Origin of the sequence: Iningainema tapete BLCC-T55, from assembly GCF_014698965.1 — a bacterium.
In the GTDB taxonomy this organism is placed as follows: Bacteria; Cyanobacteriota; Cyanobacteriia; order Cyanobacteriales; family Nostocaceae; genus Iningainema; species Iningainema tapete.
This window is the reverse complement of sequence record NZ_JACXAE010000110.1, coordinates 24268-46574: the sequence shown is the minus strand read 5'-3', so window position 1 is coordinate 46574 and position 22307 is coordinate 24268. Positions and strand designations below refer to the sequence as shown.

The 22307-nt window shown below is 39.3% G+C and carries 18 protein-coding genes; all 18 read right to left on the bottom strand.

From position 1 onward, the window contains the following. Window positions 1-13: 13 nt before the first annotated feature. The 18 genes from ICL16_RS47490 to ICL16_RS36230 all read right to left on the bottom strand — a co-directional run bounded on the left by ICL16_RS47490 (window position 14) and on the right by ICL16_RS36230 (window position 22271). Window positions 14-1258, bottom strand: coding sequence for a glycosyltransferase (locus tag ICL16_RS47490; RefSeq protein WP_190836443.1), 1245 nt, complete (start codon window positions 1256-1258; stop codon window positions 14-16). Window positions 1259-1301: 43 nt separating this feature from the next. Further along, window positions 1302-2576 (bottom strand): coproporphyrinogen-III oxidase family protein, encoded by a 1275-nt coding sequence (locus ICL16_RS36310; protein ID WP_190836442.1) that lies wholly within the window; start codon window positions 2574-2576, stop codon window positions 1302-1304. Between the two features lie 25 nt (window positions 2577-2601). Beyond that, the gene (locus ICL16_RS36305; RefSeq protein ID WP_190836441.1) at window positions 2602-2892 is read right to left on the bottom strand and encodes an acyl carrier protein; all 291 of its coding nucleotides are present in this window, start codon (window positions 2890-2892) and stop codon (window positions 2602-2604) included. A 16-nt stretch (window positions 2893-2908) separates the two neighbouring features. Beyond that, on the bottom strand, window positions 2909-4354 hold the full coding sequence (locus ICL16_RS36300; protein ID WP_190836440.1) for an AMP-binding protein: 1446 nt from the start codon (window positions 4352-4354) through the stop codon (window positions 2909-2911). Beyond that, window positions 4335-5603, bottom strand: a complete 1269-nt coding sequence (locus ICL16_RS36295; RefSeq protein WP_190836439.1) for a glycosyltransferase family 4 protein — start codon at window positions 5601-5603, stop codon at window positions 4335-4337. The genes ICL16_RS36300 and ICL16_RS36295 overlap by 20 nt, the downstream gene beginning before the upstream one ends. A 14-nt stretch (window positions 5604-5617) precedes the next feature. Continuing rightward, a complete protein-coding gene (locus ICL16_RS36290; protein WP_190836438.1) occupies window positions 5618-6820 on the bottom strand; it encodes a glycosyltransferase family protein in 1203 nt (400 codons plus the stop codon). 4 nt (window positions 6821-6824) lie between these two features. Further along, a complete protein-coding gene (locus ICL16_RS36285; RefSeq protein WP_190836437.1) occupies window positions 6825-8090 on the bottom strand; it encodes a glycosyltransferase family 4 protein in 1266 nt (421 codons plus the stop codon). A gap of 20 nt (window positions 8091-8110) precedes the next feature. Next, on the bottom strand, window positions 8111-8983 hold the full coding sequence (locus ICL16_RS36280; RefSeq protein ID WP_190836436.1) for a glycosyltransferase family 2 protein: 873 nt from the start codon (window positions 8981-8983) through the stop codon (window positions 8111-8113). 28 nt (window positions 8984-9011) lie between these two features. Then, window positions 9012-9857, bottom strand: coding sequence for a class I SAM-dependent methyltransferase (locus ICL16_RS36275; protein WP_190836435.1), 846 nt, complete (start codon window positions 9855-9857; stop codon window positions 9012-9014). Between the two features lie 74 nt (window positions 9858-9931). After that, a complete protein-coding gene (locus ICL16_RS36270) occupies window positions 9932-11215 on the bottom strand; it encodes a polysialyltransferase family glycosyltransferase (RefSeq protein ID WP_190836434.1) in 1284 nt (427 codons plus the stop codon). 68 nt (window positions 11216-11283) lie between these two features. Beyond that, complete coding sequence (locus ICL16_RS36265) at window positions 11284-11793, bottom strand: KdsC family phosphatase (protein ID WP_190836433.1); 510 nt, start codon at window positions 11791-11793, stop codon at window positions 11284-11286. Continuing rightward, window positions 11790-12626 (bottom strand): 3-deoxy-8-phosphooctulonate synthase, encoded by an 837-nt coding sequence (gene kdsA, locus ICL16_RS36260; protein WP_190836432.1) that lies wholly within the window; start codon window positions 12624-12626, stop codon window positions 11790-11792. The genes ICL16_RS36265 and kdsA overlap by 4 nt, the downstream gene beginning before the upstream one ends. Before the next feature lie 97 nt (window positions 12627-12723). Further along, a complete protein-coding gene (locus ICL16_RS36255) occupies window positions 12724-14946 on the bottom strand; it encodes a carbohydrate-binding protein (RefSeq protein ID WP_190836431.1) in 2223 nt (740 codons plus the stop codon). A 128-nt stretch (window positions 14947-15074) separates the two neighbouring features. Next, entirely contained in the window at window positions 15075-16712 is a 1638-nt protein-coding gene (locus tag ICL16_RS36250; RefSeq protein WP_190836430.1) for a GDSL-type esterase/lipase family protein, read from the bottom strand. A 130-nt stretch (window positions 16713-16842) separates the two neighbouring features. Further along, the gene (locus tag ICL16_RS36245) at window positions 16843-19002 is read right to left on the bottom strand and encodes an NAD(P)-dependent oxidoreductase (protein ID WP_190836429.1); all 2160 of its coding nucleotides are present in this window, start codon (window positions 19000-19002) and stop codon (window positions 16843-16845) included. A 29-nt stretch (window positions 19003-19031) separates the two neighbouring features. Continuing rightward, entirely contained in the window at window positions 19032-19880 is an 849-nt protein-coding gene (locus ICL16_RS36240) for a glycosyltransferase (RefSeq protein WP_190836428.1), read from the bottom strand. A gap of 73 nt (window positions 19881-19953) precedes the next feature. Next, window positions 19954-20949 carry a glycosyltransferase family 4 protein gene (locus ICL16_RS36235; protein ID WP_190836427.1) on the bottom strand — a complete coding sequence of 332 codons (996 nt, stop codon included), beginning with the start codon at window positions 20947-20949 and terminating at the stop codon, window positions 19954-19956. Then, the gene (locus tag ICL16_RS36230) at window positions 20946-22271 is read right to left on the bottom strand and encodes a hypothetical protein (RefSeq protein ID WP_190836426.1); all 1326 of its coding nucleotides are present in this window, start codon (window positions 22269-22271) and stop codon (window positions 20946-20948) included. The genes ICL16_RS36235 and ICL16_RS36230 overlap by 4 nt, the downstream gene beginning before the upstream one ends. Between the last annotated feature and the right edge of the window lie 36 nt (window positions 22272-22307).

Genomic DNA, 22307 nt, shown 5'->3' with positions numbered 1-22307 from the left:
ATAAAGATAATTTTTACAAAGCTTCAATTGCCTTAACCACTTCACTTATTCCTCCACTTTGTTCAATTTCTGCCTGTAAAATAGAGGCAGCTTTGATATATTTTGACTCGGTGGCTACCTGCTCAGTAATAAATGCAAATGCCTGAGCATCCCAACGCTTTGGACAAGGTATTTCACCAACGCCAAGTGACTGAAGTCGATACGCTAGTTCGTATTGCTCTCCTTGTTGTGGTAAACATATTAAAGGCTTACCTACTGCAAGTGAAGCTAAAACTGTTTTAGGTGCAGTTACTGTAATCACAGCATCTACTAGTTTTAAGACTTGATTCAAATCAGAGAAGAAAGGACTCCATGTTACGTTTTTGCTTTTGAGTAGCGAACTAATATGAGCAACTGTTTTACCTCCTAAGCTCACAATAACGCTACCAGGAAAAGCTAACAGTGCTTCGAGACATTTCTCAATTATTAGTTCGGCATGGGTAGTGCCAAGAACCATAAAAACTCTAGGTTGTGGCAGAGAATTGATATAGGCGATCGCATCAGTGTCATCAATTTCTCGTGATTTAACTTTCCCCGAAAAAAGCGGACCAACATATTTTATGTATGGCGGTTCCTGAGAGTATTTATTGCTTAAAGACGAGATTGTTGAAAGTAAGAAGAGTTTGTTTGAGTGGAGAGTACTAACATTATGAGCATCATCAAGTCCATAGGGTCGTCTGATTGTTTCATTATATACCCAATCCAGTTTATGATTGAATTCGTGATGGAGTTTCCACATCAATTGTAATAGTCGCTTAGGCGCTTCTCTACTAACGCCTGAACCGTATGGAGGATCTATTCCTTCAACTCGGAAAACTGAACCAGCGCTGCCAAAAGATACCATTGGGATATCTAAAATCTCTGCCGCTGTCATACCTGCATAATCTCGAAAATAAGACAAAATTAAATCAGGTTTCCAAGCTTTAAGAGCTTTAATGAGATATGGCAGCATCACTTCCGCATGTTTAAAGAAATAACTTTTAAATATCTCATACGCATATTTTGCTGTTGCGGGAATTGTTAACATAGATGTAATATCTACCTGCTCATCCATAGCAACTTGATAAGACAGATTTTTCTGCTCCAATAACCTAATGGAATTTTGACAATAAAATCCCAAAAAATAGCAAACTTCATGCTTTTCATTTAAACATTGTGCCGCATCACAAAACTCAGCAATATAAGTAAATTGGGAGAGAGAGCAAATAGCAATTCTCACCTTATTACCTCCAGAAAAAATGATTTGTAATTACTTAGTCATCTCAACACATTTTCTTCAAACAATCAACTAAAGTTTGTCCTACGTAGTCTCCATAAAGAATTCCTGTTGATGTTAACTTAATCTCTTTTTCTGATACAGAAATAAATCCTTCTAACTCAAGTTGTCTAAGAGTTGGGGCGCATAATGACTCTAACTTGAAACCATGCCGCTTTTGAAAATCTCCTAAATCCAGACAAAGCAGCTTCATTTCTAACAATACCTCTCGCATCATTTGCTCTAAGCTATTTAAACGATAGCCCCGCGCTAGAGGAATTTCACCTGCTTCCACAGTGGCTGTATATTTTTCTAAGTCGCTGGTATTTTGAAGTAGTGTGTCACCCAAAACCCCATAAGCTGATGCGCCAAAACCATAAAGGTCTGTTGCTTGAAAAATATTCTTGGTGTACTGATTGATATAGTGACCATTTTTTGTAAAGGTAAAAAAGCTCCACGGCAAATAATTGACTTTCTCAAACTGCTTCATCGCGTATTGCATGAATTTCAATTCTTGCTCATCAGATGGTAATTCTAAAGTTTTTTCTCTCACTCCAGACTTATAAAATTCTGTGTTGGAAAAAGCTTCCATCTTATAAACGGTAATACTTTCTACTCCTGTTGAAAGAGCGCATTCTACACTCCGCGTCCAGGTTTCTTCAGTTTCTCCTGCTAATCCACTGAGCAGATCGATATTAATCGACCAGTCACCTGCTTGCTGTGCAATTTTTATAGCTCTAAAAGCCTGTTTTTCGTCATGTCCCCGTCCGCTGAGCTTAATAATGTCATCGCAAAATGATTGCACCCCCATACTGAGACGATTAACTTTCAATTTAATCAGGGTATTCATTTTGCTTTCTGAAACGGTTAGAGGTTCAGCTTCAACAGTAAACTGGGGATTTTCAATCCGGAAATTTTGATGAAGGCACTCAACTAGCCGCTCGAAATGATGCTCTTTTAATAGCGAAGGGGTTCCACCTCCAAAATAGATGGAAGCAACTTGTCTGTGGCTTAAATGAAATCTTTTTGCTACCATCTCGATTTCTTTACACAGAGTAGCTACATACCCTTCGACTTCTGGTCTTTCTTTTAAGTCAACGGTTTTGTAGTAACAAAAAGCACACCTTTGGGTACAGAAGGGAATGTGTAAATAAATGTTGATTGGTTTTTCTCCTAACATTTCCTCGACTGTAGTTTTTTTCCATTGTCGAAAAGGTGGATAGTTAGGAATTAAAGGTAATCTTTTTGGTTCTAGCTTTGTTAGTTCAGTAGTTAAGGACATATGTTTTTTCCTGTTATTGGTAATTTTATGGGATAAAGGGAGTGGTTGAGGTTTCCAGTTTTTTGGATGCTATTTTATGAGAAATAAAGTTGGCTAAGTTGTTAATGGTGCTGAAATAATTAGGGGTTAGTTCAGAGTCAGAAAACTGAAAGTTAAAGTGTTGCTCGACTAAAGATATGAGTTCAACAATTGCAATGGAGTCAAGTCCTAATCCTTCTTCAAATAAGGAGGCGTTTTCATCTATTTCTCCTACCTTAAGATTGACATCTAGTTCTTCTGCTATGATGGTTTTTAGTTGAGTTACTATTTCAGACATTTTTTTACCTCTCTATTTATGATTCGTTTATTTGATCTTCCATATTGATAAGTTTTTGCCGATCAATTTTGCCATTGGGTAGCATTGGTAAGGATTTAACAATAAAGATGCGATCGGCAATTGCACGCTTTGGTAGAATATGGAAACAAGCTGCTTTGATATCTGATGACGCAATATTTGTGTCAGGGGTGAGAACGCAATAGGCTACAATTGCTTTCCCTCGTTGGCTTTCTCCTTTGGAAACGACGACAACAGAATCGATACCTTTTATTGTTTCCATTGCTTTTTCTACATCTGAAAAGAAAACCAGAAAACCATCCCTATTGACGCTATGATCGCATCTACCAAGGACTTCTATGTGTCCATCTATCCATCGACCCAAGTCTTTGGTGCGGAACCAATCAGTTTGAGTCTGTACTCCTTGACTATTTGAGTTACCATTTTCATCGATATATCTCTCGAACCCCCATTGGTGCTGACACCAAATTTCGCCGATGCCCTCGATTTCTTCGTCTACGCGCATTTGCACTCCTGGCATGGGTTTACCAACAGTTTTAATCCGCAGTGACGCTGGATCGTCTGGACTAGCAGCTGCTATAGCTCCCATTTCTGTGCTGCCGTATAATTTCACTAAACAACCAAAACGGGATTCATAGAGAGTAAATGTATCTTCCTTGAGGCGATCGCCTGCTGCTACAGTCAGTTTGTAGAACCGCGAAGATTTTCGGCCTTTAATTAAGGTTTCACAAAAAGTCGGTGTTAGGAAGGTAACATTGGGATTAAATTCTTTCTCCCGTTGTAAATACCTGAGTAGGTTGGCACTTGGTTGTAAGTCAATTGATGCACCAACAGCCACACCAGGAAGAAAAGCTGCCCCTAAACCGTACATATGTGTGATGGGAACGGGAATTGCAATTCTGTCATCGTGCTGAAGTTTCAATCGCTGCACACAGTTGAGAGCGTTTTCCATCAGTTTTTTGTGGGAGTGTACTGCCATTTTGGGACTCCCCATACTTCCTGATGTGCGCAAATAGAGTTCATGACTAGCGTGATTGCTGTAGTGGCGATCGCTCGAACAATCTTCATTCTTAACTAGGCGCAAAAATTGTTCGGGATGTTTGAGATTAACAGCATCTTTGCCTATAGTACTTTCGGTTGCAATCCTGTATGAGCAGAATGGTTGGACAAGGCGCTTTGTATTTGGTGCTGGGGAGAAATTAGCTTCTTTGGATAACAGTAAAAAACTGTACCCAGAGGAGAGTAAGTACAGCAATACTAGCCCACTGGTTACGGAATTATCGCATTCTAAGGCAAGGTAATTTTCTATCCCAATTCCCTGTTGGGCAAAATACCTATGAAACCTGTCAAATATTTCGGGAATTTCCGCATAAGTACAGGTTATTTGTCCATCTGTTAGCCCGTTTGTCTCCGTCGTCCAAGTTCTAATAATATTTTTTATCACTTTCTTTAAGAATCTCAGAGTACAAAGATTGATAATGGTGTGCTTGCATTTCCAAGGCAAACTTGCCCTCAGCTGTTAAACGAGCTGATTGAGACAATTTTTGGTATCGTTCTGTATCTTGCAGCACCCAGACTATTCCATCCGCCAAGTCTTCAATTTCATAGGGTTTGACGAGATAACCGTTGTGCTGATGCTCAACAATATCTTTTAAACCAGTGGCGTCAAATGCAACTACTGGAGTACCACAAGCAAGAGCCTCAGATGCAGTTTGCCCAAATGCTTCTTGAATCGAAGGCACTATCATCACATCAGCAGCCGAGTAAACGATCGCCAGGGAAATATCATCGTATAAACGACCTAAATAGTGAGAATTAAAGCCAAAATTAATTGGTTTTTCAGGTTGAGACGCACCAAAAACGACAAGCTCTACTTTTTTTTGCCATTCTGACACACCCAATTTTTCTAAAGCTGCTTGCAGTAAATGAAATCCTTTTCTTTCGTCGCTAGTTGCACTAATCGCCCCAAAAAGTACTAGTTGTTTATCTTGCGGTAAATTTAGTAGTTGTCGTGCTAGCTGACGGTTGATTGGTTTATAACTTTTGGTATCAAGACAAAAGGGAATTACCTCCACTCGTACATTTCTAAAAACAGAACTAGCTTTGGCGCAATCAGCTAACCACTGAGTAGGGGCAACAACTGTTATATCTAAATTACCCCAAGCCTTGGCTTTACGTTGCCATATATTATATGATAAATCTCGATTACTGCTACCAAGTTGAGGACAAGCTCCACAGGAGTCAGTGTAGCGATCGCACTTTTCGCTATAGTGACATCCCCCAGTGAAAGCCCACATATCCAGAAGAGTCCAAACGATTGGTTGATTAAGTTTAGTTAGAGTTTCTATGTGTAGATACCCATTGCCTACCCAGTGCAGATTGATGATATCTGGTGCAAGTTGAGCAATTTTCGGGGCAAGTGCATCAGGCAACCACTCTGTGGAAAACATTGTGGTGTTTCGCTTGGGATATAACTGTAATGGTAAACCTTCTAATAGTGGTTTTGATTTGGCGAGCGCTCTTTTTATTCCTGACTTTGGTTCTGTAGCAATTACAGTTCTATCGTCACTAAACTTTTTTTGCACTAGCATTTGTGAGTTTACACCAATTCTTTGTAAACCTTGATGCAATCGATAAGAAGCACGAGCCGCACCACCCAGTGTGTCAAAAGTACTTAGATGTAATACTTTCATTTTACTCCTTTCATCTAACTTATTGTCTGGCAAATCTCTTCAAATGCTGAACGTAGTTGTTTAATAGAGTGAAAATTTCTATAACTTTCAAAATCTGGGTTCTGAGTATTTGGTTTTTCTAGTATATGATGCAATGCTTCAATACATTTAGGTACATTTTTTTGGGGAATAGTTATCCCTAACTGATACTTTTTCACCCTTTCACCCATACAAAAACCATCACTAACAATTATGGGCTTTTCAAAAACTGCTGCTTTAGTTATAGTATTACTACTAGAACGAAAATCTTCATAGGCAGCAAACAAAACATCACAAACATTAATTAGTGCATTAAATGGCGCTCCATCAGGAATATGCTCAAAATGAAAAAAGCAATTACTTGGTTTTGAATTCACAATCTCCTCAATTCTGGCAACTTCTTGAGGAAGTAAATCACTCGTTACCAAAGGTCCGACAAATATAAAGAACCAATTTTCTTGCATTGACTGTAGCGCTACTTCTAAAAGTGTTAACAGTCCCTTACGTTTACTCAATATACCTAACAAGCCGATGATTTTTCGCTCACCAGCTTGACTACAAATTTGTTGAGCAATACTATAATTGAGATCAGGAGGCGATTCATCGGCAATATCTGGAATGATAATTACTGGCTTTTTGATTGTATCTTCTATTTTCTTGGCTTCCATCTCATTAAGAACAGCAATACCACAACACCGAGAAGACAAGGCAACACCATAATGAATCAAGGGAGTACCAGTTATGGGCAAATAATGTTGCTTCGATAGTAAGTTGTTAGGATGAAAATATATTCCCGACCAAGAGTAAGGAAAAACACGCTCTATAATTTGATGAGTTAAGTAATTGCTGAAGTAGCTATCAAGCCAATTGAGAAAAACTAAATCTGGTGAAAATCCCATCTTTGAAGATGCTTTTTTAATCACAGCAGCAGTATGCTGCCATCTAGTTAGTGTTACGAGTGGTTGAGGTAGGTTGCCAATAATTGGCATTACAGGTATCTTAAATTCTGGAACTTTAAAGGTATGAAAATGTTTAGTTTCCTGTGGGTAGTTTTGCGCAATCCACTTGCTGACTAGCTCAGGCTCCGGACAGAAAGTCATCACTTGATAACCCATTTCCAATAATGTTTTACTAAATAACCTGAGGAAGGTAAGATGATGACCATATTGAAAATAGTCAAATAGAGCAATAGTTTTCAATGTTTTAGCCTCTTTTACTCTTCTCTAAAACTTGGTGGTACAAATTAATGTACCGTTGTACTTGAAGCTCTAAAGAATACTCTGCAAGTGCGATCGCTCGACAATTTTGACGCATCCGCTCGCGCAAAGTATCATCTTCTAATAGCTGCACAATCCCATTACATAAATTCTGAGCATCCTCTGCGGTAGCCAAGTAGCCTGTAATACCAGGGCGTACTAAATCAGGAACGCCACCAACTTTAAATGAAACCATTGGAGTACCACAAGCTATGCTCTCTTGCAATACCAAGGGGAGATTATCAGCACGGGTAGGAAAAACAAACAAATCAGCAGCAGAATAGGCAATAGCTTTGCGGCGATCGCTGCTAATATAACCAAGGTTCAACGTATCCATTCCCACTTGAGTAGAAATTTCTTCACCGCCGTCACCTAAAGTCAATAGCACAGTTTCAGCTTTCACAGATAAGGGTAAGTGAGAAAGTGCTTGCAGTAACAAATCACCTCCTTTGCGGATATTTGTCAAACTTTGCGCTCCAAACATCAAAACTTTTCTGCCTGTTGGAATACCCAGGATATGGCGACACTCTCCTGAGTCAAGAGGTTGATAAACTTCTGTATCAATCCCATTAGGAATGTGATGAATTGGGAAGCGCCCAAGTATACTTTGCTTTGCTGCCAGAGCTAGCCAGTTACTAGGAGCAACTATAGTTAGATTTGAGCGGTTGTAAATCCAGTTTTTCAGTTTCCACTCCGTATGAGTTGCATCTCTTTGAATGTATGGCTCGGTATCTGGATAGGGACATTTTCCACATCCATTCTGCCACTTCATACAGTCATAACTATAAGCACAGTGTCCAGTTAAACCCCACATATCGTGTAAAGTCCAGATAGTAGGTTTACTTGCTGTTAATTCTGGTAGAGCAAGATAGGAGAAATAGTCACTATGAAGATTGTGAAAATTTATAATATTTGCTTGCTGGAAATACTGATGATTTTTTAGTTTAAACGAGGAAATATTACCAATGTCGTTTAATCCTAGTTTTTTGAAAAATTTAATCCAAAACCTTTCAATTATATTTTGATTCTGATTAATTTTTATATATTCACTTAATTCCTTGATTTCTGAATCACTATTATTTATTACTCTTCCATAAGCTAGCTGAGAATCAATACTTAATTTTAACAAACCCTCGTGAAGGCGATTTGCTGCAATAAATGCTCCACCAATGCCACCCCATGTATTGATATGTAGGACTTTGAGATTGTCCATTAATACTTTTCTCCCTCAGATCAGATACCATACATAAATAAGGCTGTAAGAAAATCTTGCTTGTGTTGAACTCTTGACAATATTTTCGGAAAAAATATTGGTAACATAGCATGTCGTCTGGGAACTTTTAATTTCAGCATCAATTGATTACGAGATGCGATCGCTTCATAATACATATTGATTTCTTCATACAAATTACACCAATATTTTGATGAGTATTTATTCACTACATCTATAATTTCTGCTCGTCTTTTTGCCCCTCCATTACCTGATTTATGTTGCGGGTGAAATCGATACACAGAATAAAATCTGTGTACATATTCAAAAGATGTAAATTTTGATGCCCTAATAAACCAATCCCAATCCAGTATATAGTTATAGTTAATGTTTATTTCTCCAGTACTTTGCCATAGCTTTCGTGTCCAGAAGCTACTTGGTTGGACAATAAAATCATCATATGTTAATCTAAATGCTTCAAAAGGTGCAGCAAGTTGAGCGCCACCGTATAATTTTTCATTGCTTTGCTCAATAGTAACTGCGGCTCCGTATATGAGATAATTTTTATCTGTATAACCGATGAACCTTTTACCTACATCTAGTAATGTACCTGGCAGATACATATCATCGGAATTAAGCCAACACACTATCTCACCTGAACTAAGATTTATTCCCTGATTAATAGCATCAGATTGTCCATTATCTTTTTTTGAGTGCCAGTAGGAAATATGTTTTGCATACTTTTCTATAATTTCTACAGTATTGTCTGTACTACCTCCATCGATTACCAATATCTCTAAGTTAGGATATTGTTGCCCAATCACTGAAAGGAGCGTTTCTTCTATATATTGTCCTTGATTGTATGAAGGAATTACTACTGATATTGAAGGATACATTTGGGATTTTTCAGCAAATTTATGAGGTTTATCCAGGTTTAATGGCTTCTAAAAAGATGGAATCTGGTTTATAAACTGTGCCATCTGGTTCTGTATCGAGATTAAAGTTAACCCAATTCAGGATATAACTCTCAGTTGCACTTTGTTGAATGATGTTTTGAAAGCCAGTTTGTTCTAATATAGTAGTTAGGGAATAGCGATCGTACATCCACTGATGAACTTCGCCACTTTGGCGAAACCGTCCGACTTGTAATGCATTGTATTCTTTACCTAAAATAATCTTGAGTAATGATTCTCGACGATGGTGGGGATAGCGAAAGAAGCGATATGCCTGCTTTAACAATCGCTTTGATTGATTATGTGGTGCTGGTAGAGGTACTTGTTGACGTAAATGCCCAGCTTCGATCAAGTTTTTAACTTCCGTACCACAACGTTTAAGGATGAATTCTTGATTAGGAATGTTTCCTTGATAAAGATAAGCTGCCATTCTTCCTCCGCTGGAGGTTCTGACAGTTTGATCGTACATTTCCAGTAAAATCCACTCGTAATTATTTGCCCATTCCTGAGAACCAGCACTGGCTTGCTCCAGCGCCAGTAAATAAGTTCGAGCCATCTGCTCTAAATCTGGAACTGCTACTCTTAAGATACCTTTAGGACGTAAAACACGATAACATTCCCGTAAAAATACCTCTGCTGCTGTTTTAGAAAAATGTTCTAAAACATGGGAATGATAGACAACATCAAAGGAACCATCAAGAAAGGGAATGCCTTTAGCGAGGTTATGAGCAATTACACCTTCTCCTGTTGAGGTAAAATCAACATTAGTCCATTCCGGGTGGTAGCGGCTACCACAGCCAAGGTTAAGATATTTCATTGACTCTAGATAAATGAACATATAATAAGAAAGGCAGAGGGCAGAGGGCAGAGGGCAGAAGGGAAGACAAAAAGTTACCAAGTTTCTTTGATAAGCCTGGTTTCTGATTCTTCGTTTAAATTCAAATTTTCAACTGCTGTTCTTAGCTCGTGTTCATGAGCTAATCTACCAGCAATGTAATTTTCATAAAACAAATTAGAAGTAATTTTGTCACCAAAGCCAACTATACTGGGAACATTAAACAGTAGTTTAAGAGATATACAAGCAGAACTAACTGCTAAAACTTTCATACTATTGTTTAAGATTTTTTGTTCTGATAAAAAAGCCTCTAAAAAGAATACTTCAAATGGTAAAAAGAATAATTCTGGCTCCCATAAAACTAATATGTGGATAAACAAATCTGTTAAACTGAGTTTTAATCTCTCAATTTTTGTGATATCATCTCTGGGATGAGGTTTGATGACTAAAACTGTATCTTCTATGCCTTGAGAAATTAAAAATTCACGATAGGCAATAATCTCATCATCCACAGAGATTCGACATGCTTCAGATAGATTAGAAGTTAGTAGGATAACGACAGGAAAACCTGCTATTTTTTCTTTAGTTTGAGCAACATAATTTGGATTTGCTAAACTTCTTAATCGCTGAAAGTTTTCTAATATATAAGTTTTATCTAACTTTACTGTTGACATAGGCGGCACTTCGCCCATAATTTCAGGTAAGACAAAGTAGCCTCGATCAAACTCTATGGTTGCTAGCACCGTTTTGAGTTTTAGTTGCTCTTTCCAACCTTCTATTAAGGTTTTGACTTGATTTTTACAGGAGCGTATCCAGTTAAAAATCAAGGTTGGCAAAGATAACTGGTGTTTTTGAGGTTCTTCAGTAGACGCGGCAAAAAATGCTGCTGCGTTGGATGAAAAATATATACCTATGCTATCTCCGTAACAAATTTTTTCGGCTGATTGGTAAGCATTGATGAAAAGTTGATTACCAAATTGCCAATTTCTACATAGGTAGATTTCTTCAGTTAATTCAGTTCCTACTAAAGAATGTACTATCTGATATAACTTGGCAGGGCGGGTGGAGGTTAATTTGTCAGAGATATTTTTGAGCTTTTCTGGACTAATGTAAGTAATTTTCTGCCAATCTAGAAGCTTTTCAGCCATTTTTTTGATGAAGGCAGCAAATTCTTCTATTTGCTTTTCAGGAGTATTTAGGTCATAAATGACTAGGTAGTTCTCATAAGTATGATTGAAATTTTGCTGTTTTTCTCTATACCTTAATACTGAAAGGGCTGTTACCAGTTGAATGCTCCCCTGGCAAGTAATAATCCGTCTAATAACTTGACGATCGCTCATGATTCCCCTACAGCATTGTCTACTCACTTTTTCAGGGGATATCTTGCCAATCTGGAAAATTTACTGTATTAATATGTAATCTGTGCAATTAAAAGATTGCAAAACTCTCGGACACATCCCTGCCCACCAGCTAAGGTTGTAACGTATACCGCACAATCTTTGTTTTCTGGCATGGCATCAGCTACTGTGATAGGACATCCTACCGCACGCAAGGCAGGTAAGTCAACGAGATCGTCTCCAATATAAGCGACTTGAGATAGGGATAGATTTAAATCTTCACAGAGTTTTTTGAGGACGGCTAGTTTATTTTCAGTACCAATAAATGCGTGTTTTACACCTAGCTTTTTGGCTCGGTGCAATACGGCAAGAGAAGTGCTGGTGGTGATGAACGCTACTTCAATTCCTGCTTGCATTACTAATTTAATTCCTAGCCCATCTTTGACGTTAAATTTTTTTAACTCTTCTCCAGTTTCAGTGTAGTAAAGACTTCCATCGGTTAATACGCCGTCTACGTCTAGTACTAGCAGTTTAACTTGGGATAAACGTGTGTGAAGTTCAGACTGGGAGTTGTTACTCATGCAATCGCCAGTGGTGTTTGTAAAGAGTTGTGAATGTTTATAATTGGTTTGAGGATTTCTTCTAAGTTTGCTAATGGCACCATGTTTGGACCGTCACTTAGGGCAATGTCTGGATTTTCGTGGATTTCCATGAATAAGGCGTCTATGCCTACGGCGGCGGCGGCTCTTGCCATTAATGGTACGAATTGTCGTTGCCCACCAGATTTGTCTCCTTGTCCTCCTGGCATTTGTACGCTGTGGGTGGCATCAAATACTACAGGGTAGCCTAGTTCTCTCATTTGGGGTAGTGAACGGAAATCTACTACTAGGGTGTTGTAACCAAAGGATGTGCCTCGCTCGGTAAGTAAAATGTTTTTTGCTCCTGCTGCTTCTAGTTTGCGCACAACGTTTTTCATATCCCAAGGGGCGAGAAATTGCCCTTTTTTGACGTTGATGGCTTTACCAGTGGCTGCTGCTGCTAATAGTAAGTCAGTCTGGCGACAGAGAAAGGCTGGAATTTGGAGAATATCTACGACTTCTGCTACTGTGGAAGCTTGATAACTTTCGTGAATATCGGTTAGTACTGGTACACCGATCTTTTGTTTGACTTTTTGCAGAATTTCTAATCCTTCGTCTAGGGTTTGTCCCCGAAATGAGTTGATTGAGGTGCGGTTGGCTTTGTCGAAAGAAGATTTGAAGATGAAGGAGATTTTTAAGCGATCGCACACTTTGTGTATTTCTTGGGCCATTTTCAGGGTGAAGTCCTCTGACTCTATCACACAGGGACCACCAATTAAAGTTAGTGGGCAGCGATCGCCAATCCAAAGTGTATCAGTTATTTGAGTGCGAGTCATAAGCATTCGTTCTTCTTTTCTGATGCAATAATAATGTATTTTTCACATAATTCAATCAAAATGGCAGACACCCCGTTCAGCTTTGAAATTCGTCACATTATACAGTAATAAAGGAATTTGCTGCTAAAGAACCTGCTTGTACTCCACTTAATACCGCTAATTGTTTACCTTTGTACTCAATGACACCATCCCGGAAATTTGCTCCAGTTGCTTGAGCAAAGTCTAGTTGTTCTAACTTCAACCCGTTTGATATACCTAATAAATCTTGCCCGATCATAAAATCAGTGATTCTTACTGTTGCTTGGTCAGGTTTGAGTACAAATACGTCTTTACCACCACCACCTGTGAGTGTATCATTACCGCCTCCACCATTAATAATATTCTCTGCTTGATTGCCAATAATTACATCGTCAAATTTGGAACCAATGATGTTTTCAATTTTGCTCAAGTTATCTGTTGTGGTGTTGCTTTGCACAAGCGCATTATACCAATTTTGACCAATTCTGACGTTAGCAGCCTGATTGGGGTGAACTCCATCAGGTACATCAGTGTCTTTTAATGAACTGAAAAGATCCACATAAGTGACGTTTTTGCCTTCAGAAACCTTAGAGTTGACAATTCCGGGTATGGTGGAATTATATTGGACAATTTGCTGTGTGAAGACGCCATCATAATAGCCTTGAGCAACTGGTGGTACTGCGGCAACTAATACTTGAATATCAGGCAACTGAGTAATAATTTGATCGATTAGATTGCTTAGTCTTTCAGGTGCTTCAGTCGGATTAATTCTCCGCAGAATATCATTTGTCCCAACTGTGAGCAAGATCTTATCTGGCTGGTAGGTACTTAACCAGTTGTTGATTGAACCAGAAATATCACCAATTGACCAATTTGGGAATCCTGCATGATCTTTGTCAAAGCCATCAGGACCGGTCGATTGTGGTCCCACAAAGTCTACATTATATCCATTATTTGTTAACAATCCCCACAAATCATCGCGATAAGATCCTGCATCTCCAGTTTTAGCTAGTCCAAAGGTGATGGAATCTCCTGTGGGCATAATCTTGATTGGTTTGAGTGATGAGCCAGGAAATTTGTGCGTGACGACTCCTGTACTTAGATTAGCGGCGATCGCACTAGATGAGTTTAGATAAGAAATTGTCTCAATTCCATCTGTACCTCTGTAAGTATTGTTGCCTATACGACTATTAATGATTTGACCAACCTGACTGTTTGATAGTTGAGTTGGTGTTTGAGCGGGAGGCGTGGAGGTACTTCCAGGAATTAAATTTAGGTAATCTAAACTAAAACCGCCTTGTAAATCTACCCGTAGAGTATGTCTACCAGCACTTAAATTAAAAGAGCCAAAGTTAACATCTTTCCAAGTCGTCCAACCGCCTGTGGCAGAGAATGGTGTTGTGCGCTGCTGCCCTCCATCTACCGACAGTTTTACACCCAGAGAACCACTGGCGGCTGATGCTACACGACCAACTATGTTGAAGGTTCCACCTGTGCTAACGTCCATATCATAGGTTAACCATTCTCCATCCTGAGTGTAACCAACCAGATAATCGCCACTTGCGTTACTAGAGGCATAAATGTCTACTCCATCTGAGCGATACTTACCGCCAGTATTACCTGGTGTTTGATCGTAGTAAGTAACTCCCTGCGCTCCAGATTTATAATTTTCGGCTTCAATCCGAGTAGTGCTTGTTCCTGTAACAACAGCAGGATTTATGGAGACAGTGGAGCTAGTCGCAGGTGTAGGGTTTGTTGTTGGCGCTGTAGGCGTTATGGTAGTAGATGTTGAGCTTGTTGTTGGAGCAGTAGACGCTGGAGTGGTATTAGTGGGTGTTGAGTTTGAAGAGGAAGTCGAATCAGAAACCAATTCCAGGTAATCGAAACTGAAACTACCGCCGAGTATATCTACACGTAAAGTATTTTGACCGGCACTGAGGTTTAGTTGCCCAATGTTGACATTTTGCCAGGTAGTCCAACCGCCTGTGGGAGAAAATTGTGCTGTTTTCTGCTGTCCAGAACCTGTAGAGACTTTTAGTCCCATAGAAGTATTTTGCGCTGCCGATGCCACACGCGCAACTAAGGAATAAGTTCCAGCAGAAGGAATATTTACGTCATAGGTTAGCCATTCTCCAGGTTCAGTATAACCTACTACATAGCCTCCACCAGCACTGTTTGACGCATAAATATCTACTGCGTCGGTTCGATACTTGTTACCGTCGTTACCAGGTGTTTTGTCGTAATAAGCTACACCCTGCGCTCCAGGTTTATAATTTTCAGCTTCTACTCTAATTGATGCCATTTTTGCTTAAGTGATTTTTTGCTTAGGGAACTTATTAATTTATACCATTTATCAAAATTGTCTGCCACATCAGTCCCAGATCCCCGACTTCTTAAAGAAGTCGGGGATCTTGTTGGGATATTGTTAATTTAGACAGATATAAAAGCTTGATTCGTGATTGTACTGGCTTGAACTCCATTAAGTATCGCTAGTGGTGTATTTATATAACTAATCAAAGTATTGTTAATATTAGTACCCGTTCCTTGAGTGATACTTAATTGATCAAAGCTCAAACCATTAGCTAAACCAATCCAATCTTGACTCACAATAAAATCAGTGATTGTATCTGTTCCTTGTCCAACAGCGATTACAAACGTATCTCGACCACCATTTCCTGTAACTGTGTCATTACCAGCACTACCATTGATGATGTTGTCACGTTCATCACCTGCCAGAACATCGTCAAAAGACGAGCCAATGATATTTTCAATCTTTTGTAGTCTATCTGTACTACTGTTGGCGCTCAAAATCGCATCATACCAAGTTCTCGCAATCTTGCTATAGCCTGCCATTGTGGGGTGAACTCCATCCCCATACACTAAATCACTTTCATTTATGGAGTTAAAAACATCAACAAACGAAACCTTTCTACCTTGAGATGCTTTAGAGTTAACGATACTGGGTATTCTGGAGTTGAAATCAGCAACTAGTTGTGTTAACTCAGGTCGATTCTCTTTATTTAGAGTAGCAATTGGTGGAATTGAGGCAACTAGTACCTGAGTATTAGGTGCTTGATTAGTAATTTGATCGATTAAACTACTGAGTCTTTGCGCTACTTCACTGGTATTTGTTGTGAAGCGGAAGTCATTTGTACCAGTCATTAGTAACACCATATCTGGTTGATAGGTGTTTAACCAACCATTGATGGAAACAGCAGTATCAGTTGTTTTCCATCCAGGATAACCAGCATGATCTTTATCAAAATCACCTGAACCACTAGATTGAGGACCGACAAAGTCTATGTTATAACCATTATTTCTCAACAGCCTCCATAAATCGTCACGATAAGCTCCATCATCCCCTAGATTAGCTAAACCAAAGGTGTTGGAATCTCCTGTGGGCATAATTTTGATTGGTCTTTCCGGGATGGTAGTAAATTTATGAGTGACTACTCCCGTAGCAAGATTGGCAACGATTCCTCCTCTAGCTTGAGTGTAAGAAATAGTATCAATTCCATCGCCGCCTGTGTAATTATTGCTACCTGTAAAACCGTTAATTATATTACCTAATTGTGGTACTGATGGTTGAGGTGATGGTTGAGGTGATGGAGATGAAGTATTGACAGAAACTAGTTCAATATAGTCTAAATTATAGCCGCCTTTGAGTATATCTAAACGTAGGGTATGTTGACCTGCTGTTAAGCTCAAATTCTCAGTTCTGATGTCCTGCCAATTCACCCAGTCTCCCTTACCAGAAAATTGCAAGGTTCGTTGTTGTCCTCCATCTACAGATACCCCAAGCTGCATGGAAGTGTTTTCTAATGCTGAGGCTACACGAGCTACTAGGTTGTATGTTCCTGTTTCGGGAATTTGTATATCGTAGGTTAACCATTCCCCATCGTCTGTCCAACCAACTAAGTGTCCATTGCTGGTGTTTCCACCTGGAGCAATGTCTACTCCTTCATTAGGACGGTAGTAACCAGGAATGTTTTGTGATGTTGTATCATAGTAGGTTACTCCAAGCTGTCCTGGTTTGTAGTTTTCTGCTTCGACTCGAACTGTTGCCATGATGTTAGGTTTCCTGTTATGATTACAAAAATTATGTTGGCAATTAGATATAATCCGAAATCTGTTATTAAAACGCACCTATCTTGTAGAGACGTTCCGCCGGAACGTCTCTACAGATGTCGTGAAATCTTCACGTCATTCTGGTTAATCGTTCCTGGGTAATTGCTGGTATGGGTTTACCAGCAACCCAATCTAGTAAAATATTTAAAGCCTGTTCACCTACCCGGCGATCGCACTCAGGGGTAGTACTGGCGTTATGTGGAGATAGAATTACATTCTCGAATGTACGCAGAGGATGCTTTTGGGGTAGGGGTTCTTCATGAAATACATCTAAAGCGACAACAATACTTCCTTGTTGAACTTTGGCAATTAGAGCTTGCTCATCGATTAATGCGCCTCTGGCAGTGTTCACTAACACTGAGCCATGTCTAATCATGGCTAATTCTTTCGCACCAATCATACCCTTGGTTTGTTCTGTTAAACCTTTATGTAAGGAGATGACTTTCGCCGAACCCAAAACTTCTCCTAACGAGGCACGCCGAGCGTTGAAAGTTTTGAGTTCTTCTTCTGTAATACTTTCAGAACAAACTAACAATTTACAATTAAACGGTTGAAGTAAACGCGCAAAATGTACAGCGGTGTATCCCCAACCAATAAAACCAACGATTTGTCCTTGCAAGTCATTCCAGTTTTTGACAATGTTAGTGGAGGGACTGGGTTTGATGACTTTACGAACAATCGGTTTCAGTACAGGTTTTAATTTATTAATGCCTGGTAACTTCTTAGCGAGACGGATGGGTGAAAACGATTGAGAATTAGTTGCAGGCAGAGAAGTCCAACCACCACTGTGCATTTGTCGATCTACCTGTGTTAAACGTCTCAATCCAGCTAAGGTGACAAGTAAACAATGTTCCGCAACACTAGCGGCGATCGCATCTGCTGTGTTACATACTTGAATTTGACGTTCTATTAGTTGTTGGGGTTGTAATGCTTTAACTGATGCGCCAACCAAAATCACCAACTTTAATTTCTCTAGCTTGGCGATTTCTTCAGCCGATAAAGGATGAGATGCCCAGCCAGTAATTAATACTTCAGTATCATTAATGTCACACTTTTGGTCGCCATTACTAAGCCCTAAACGCAGATCGCAGTGTTCTCTAACTTGAGACAGTTTTTCTAAGTCAAAAAACCTAGTTTGTCCAGCAGGCAATTGCATGACTTGAACTACAGGACGGTGAGAGCCTCTACTAATAAAAGTTGTTTGTTGGGGAATATTTTCTTTTTTGGTTGGGCTATCTACACTATCTAGTTTTGGAATTTGGCGCAACTCTCCTGAAGGACATTCTAGGATTGTTTGTACCAAATACATGAAACTTTGACCGTAAATAAAGTCAGCTTGAGGACGTGGACGATTACCAACAATGGCATCGATAAAGTAACGATATTCATCCTGAAAACCATAGTTAACAGTGAAATCATTAGATGTGGTGAGATCGCTTGCTTTCCATTGCTGTACAGGTTCTCCTTGACAAGACCACTCGCCACGATCTGGTAAACTGAGCAGAACATCATAACCAGGTCCAGACCACTCAAAGCGTTCTACTCGCCTTCCTGCGGTAAAATCAAATACTAGTACTGCGGAACTAGAATCGGAGTGCAGTTGTATTGTCCAAACATTGTCAGCACCCTTGCCTACCTGCTTGCGAGTGACGCTGACACTGTGAGGAAATCCGATGGTGGCGATCGCTAAATCCAAGGTGTGAGACGCATCTGATGTAATCCAGTCTTTAACAGTATTACTAGGATTAGCACCTAAACATGCACGAGTAAACCGCCCGTGAAATACATGTGGCTTGCCTAATTCCAGTGAATACTTCATCGCATGGGTATACAGTGGAGCGTGACGACGGTTAAAGGCAATCATATTTACCAATTCCGGATGCGCTGCTGCCGCTGCCGCCATACGCTCTGCTTGTGCTACATTACGACCAGGTGGTTTCTCACAAAGTACATGCAGTCCCATCTCAATTGCTTGAGTCGATATTTCTGCATTAATTCCTGGTGGTAGACAAACTGAAACAGCATCGGCAGATGTATCTTTTACCATTTGCTGCCAATCTGTACCAAAATTTGATATTTCAAATTTAGTAGCAGCAGCTTGAGCTTTGTTTGAATCAACATCACAAACCCCAGCTATCTCCACATAATTTTGATTTTGTAATTGTTTTAATACTGGTAAATGTGCTAAATTACCAACTTCTCCACAACCAATAAAAAGAATTTTTACCATCAGTTAATCTCCAGATAAATATATGACAATTAATTATTCACAGCCGAAAATGTTTTCAGTTTCTTAATAGCGGATCTGGCATAGTTAAATTCACGTCCCATAAACGAGAAGTTACCTTTTAACAAGTCGAGCCTAACAGCCGCTCTAACCATACTTAAATTAATGTCTTTTTGGGTGATATATCCAGATGAAAGTGCTTCGTTAAAATATTGAAACCAAAGCTCACCGTAGGGATGATTTGGGTACTTCCAAGGTTGGGTAGTAAGATTTGTGTAATGAATCAGTTTCGTATCTTTGTCCCAGTAGTCACGGATATTCCAATTTTGTTCAAATTCTCCTATTTTGTATGGGTGAAACGAGCGAAAATTAGTGGTAAGATGGATTAAATCTCGATCTGAGTAATGGTTTTGGTCAACCTCATCAAGCAGAGATTCTAAGTCAAATTTGACCTTTTCACAGTCAAAAACTGTAACAGCCAGACAACGTGGATCTCGATGAGAGGGTATATCTGGGTAGACTACCTTGTTTGCTAACAAATCACACCCATTCATTGGCGTATCAAATAATTCCCCAATGTCATCTAGTGCAATCATGTCAGAATCAAGCCAAATGGCTTTTCCTTGATGATTACAAATCTCAGGAATGAGAAATCTGTAAAAACTAAATTCAGTTACATTACGATACTTAACCCTGAGTGACATTGGCGCTAAAAATGGCTTTTCGTCATTTAACTCAACAGAGTTATGAGTTCCGTTGAATACATAAACGTCAATTTCTCTTTGAGAATTTTTCCGCAGTGAGTAAATTAAAACTTTTCTTTCAATTAGACTGGCTTCTCCAGATCCAATAAATACTTTGACACGTTCTTGCTTGTTCATAACACTTATTTCAAATTTTTTCCTCAGAAACCCGGTTTCTTTAAGAAACCGGGTTTCTCTTGGTTTTCTCGTTTTAAATCAACTTTTGAATTTCTAAGGAAAAGTTTCTCCAAGTTAAATTTTCAACTGTTGCCCTCACATCTGTTTCAATTTGAAAAGCTTTTTCAATCAAGTCACATATCTCTTCCACGGGACTATCAATCTCAAAAAGAAATCCGTTATTTCCATGAGTGATGATGTCTGGAGCAAACCCTGTTTTACTAGCAACTGGAAAAACGTTACACATCATTGCCTCAATTAAAGGAATAGGACCACCCTCTAGTTTTGCGACAGAAACAAAAACGTCCATTTGTGCATAATATTTAGGATAGTCTGTATATGGTACTTCAATGTAAGAAATATTCGGTAATGAGACTAAATCTACAAAATTTTCATATTCACGCCAATTTCTCCCCAGTAAAATAAATTTTCTGTGAGGCATCATTTTAATAATGCTTAATATTTTTTCTGGAGATTTTCGCGGATAGTAGGCAGTACAGAAGCCAATCGCTCCCTGAGCGCGTTGATGCGGTTGAAAAATCTCCGCATCTGCACCACCAAGCACAAAAGTAGTTTTATGACTGCTCAAACCTTGAGATTGAAGAAGGTGTACAAACTCAGAACATGTACAGACAACTTTTGTCGCTTGATTGAGCACGGAGATGAGTTCTTGGTTACTAATACCTATATCTTTTGGGTGAGTATACCAAATAATTGATTTTGCATCCCTAAGAAACGGATTTTGTTGTAGAGAAGGAGGGAATAATCCGTAGTGAGAAAAAAAATAAGCTCTACTGCGAGGAAGTTTTGAGGTTGAGTAATGATAACAGTACTTTCCAGGAAAATAAGCAGCAATCTCTTTACAGATTGCCTCAAGTATCCAGCCACGGGTAGTGTCATAGAGAACGAAAACTAAATCATACTCTTGTATGCGATCGCCACCCACCATTTTGTAGTAAGATTTAAGCCAATCAAGTTGATATCCCTTTACTCTAGAAATGAATTGTTTGAGTTTGTGCAGTAAATTCATTTTTTAATCTCAGGTTGGATAGATAAAGGTAGTTCGTATTGTGCCGGAGCGACACTCTCAACAAAACTTTTAGCTCGCTCAAACTCCGAGCCATTATTCACCCCTGCACTTAGCACTAACATCGTTGCTAACAGTAACGCTAAGGGGCGGGCACGAGTCAGCGTACTAAATGCCACCAAAACTATAAAAAATATGACGAAATGTAATGAGTAGAGAAATGTTTCATCGCCATATACTAAATGTAGTGCGACTTGTCCAAGGAGTGTTAGTCCTAGAATTATTCGGAATTTGAAGTGCTGCTTAGTCGAGAAAAATCCCCACAAGCCCAAGCCAAGTAAAGCAGTCCATAAAATAACGGCTACTGTTCCCCATATAGTTGCTGAACCTGGGCGTGACATTTGGGTAAACATCACAAGCCAATCATGCCCTCCAGGAATTTTATCTATTTTGATCGCGGGCATAACTATTGTGTGAGATATTAAAGCTTGAAAGATCCGGATAGGACCACCGGATGTGGCTGGTAATATATAGTTTGCTTCTTCTTTCTGAGCAATAAAAAACTGAGCGCTGGGAAAGAATAATTTCTGCACGCCCCACAGCAAGCCCACAAGGCAGAGTGCATAAACAGTAATTAGTACAGCTCGCTTTCTCGAATTATTGACAAATGTTACGATGATTCCCACCATCCAATTAGTTGTGGTGATACTTAATGTCATCGCGCTTACAGCGATGTACCACAAAGAAGAAAATTTTTGCTGTTGTGCGACGACAGCAAAACATAATCCTAGTAACATAGAAAGAGAGCCAAAAGAGTAGGTTTCTGGGACAACAAACCAAAACACTGCGGCGGCGCTAGTAGCTGCTAGTAAGCTAAAAATAATTGCATCAAATCGCTGACAACCAATAAGTCGTAAGAGCCAGAAAATTGCCCCTAACCATAGCCCAGCTACTGTAGCAATGACTATTCTAGTTGCCACCAGTGGATGAAATCCCAATTTAGCAAGTACAGCCATTGGTGGATAGGCGAAGAGTGGAAACAAAGGATGTACGGTAGTGCGAAAATTATTACTTGTTCGAGAAACCATGTTGGCTAAGACTCTTGCAAGATCAGATCCAAACCAGATATCCTCTGCTTGATCGGCAAGTAGGAAAGGATGAATCATTTGTGCGCCTTTGTAAGATGCTATTCCTGCCAAGATACCAAGAATAACCATGAGCAAAATATCCAGCCAGTTTTGCCAAGCTTGTTTATAGATATTAGAAAACTGATTGGCGAGATCAGTTTTCAATTGCTCAAATTTAGTGAATTTATTTAACTGCATAGCAAATGATTTTTTATAGATAGCGATCGCCTGATT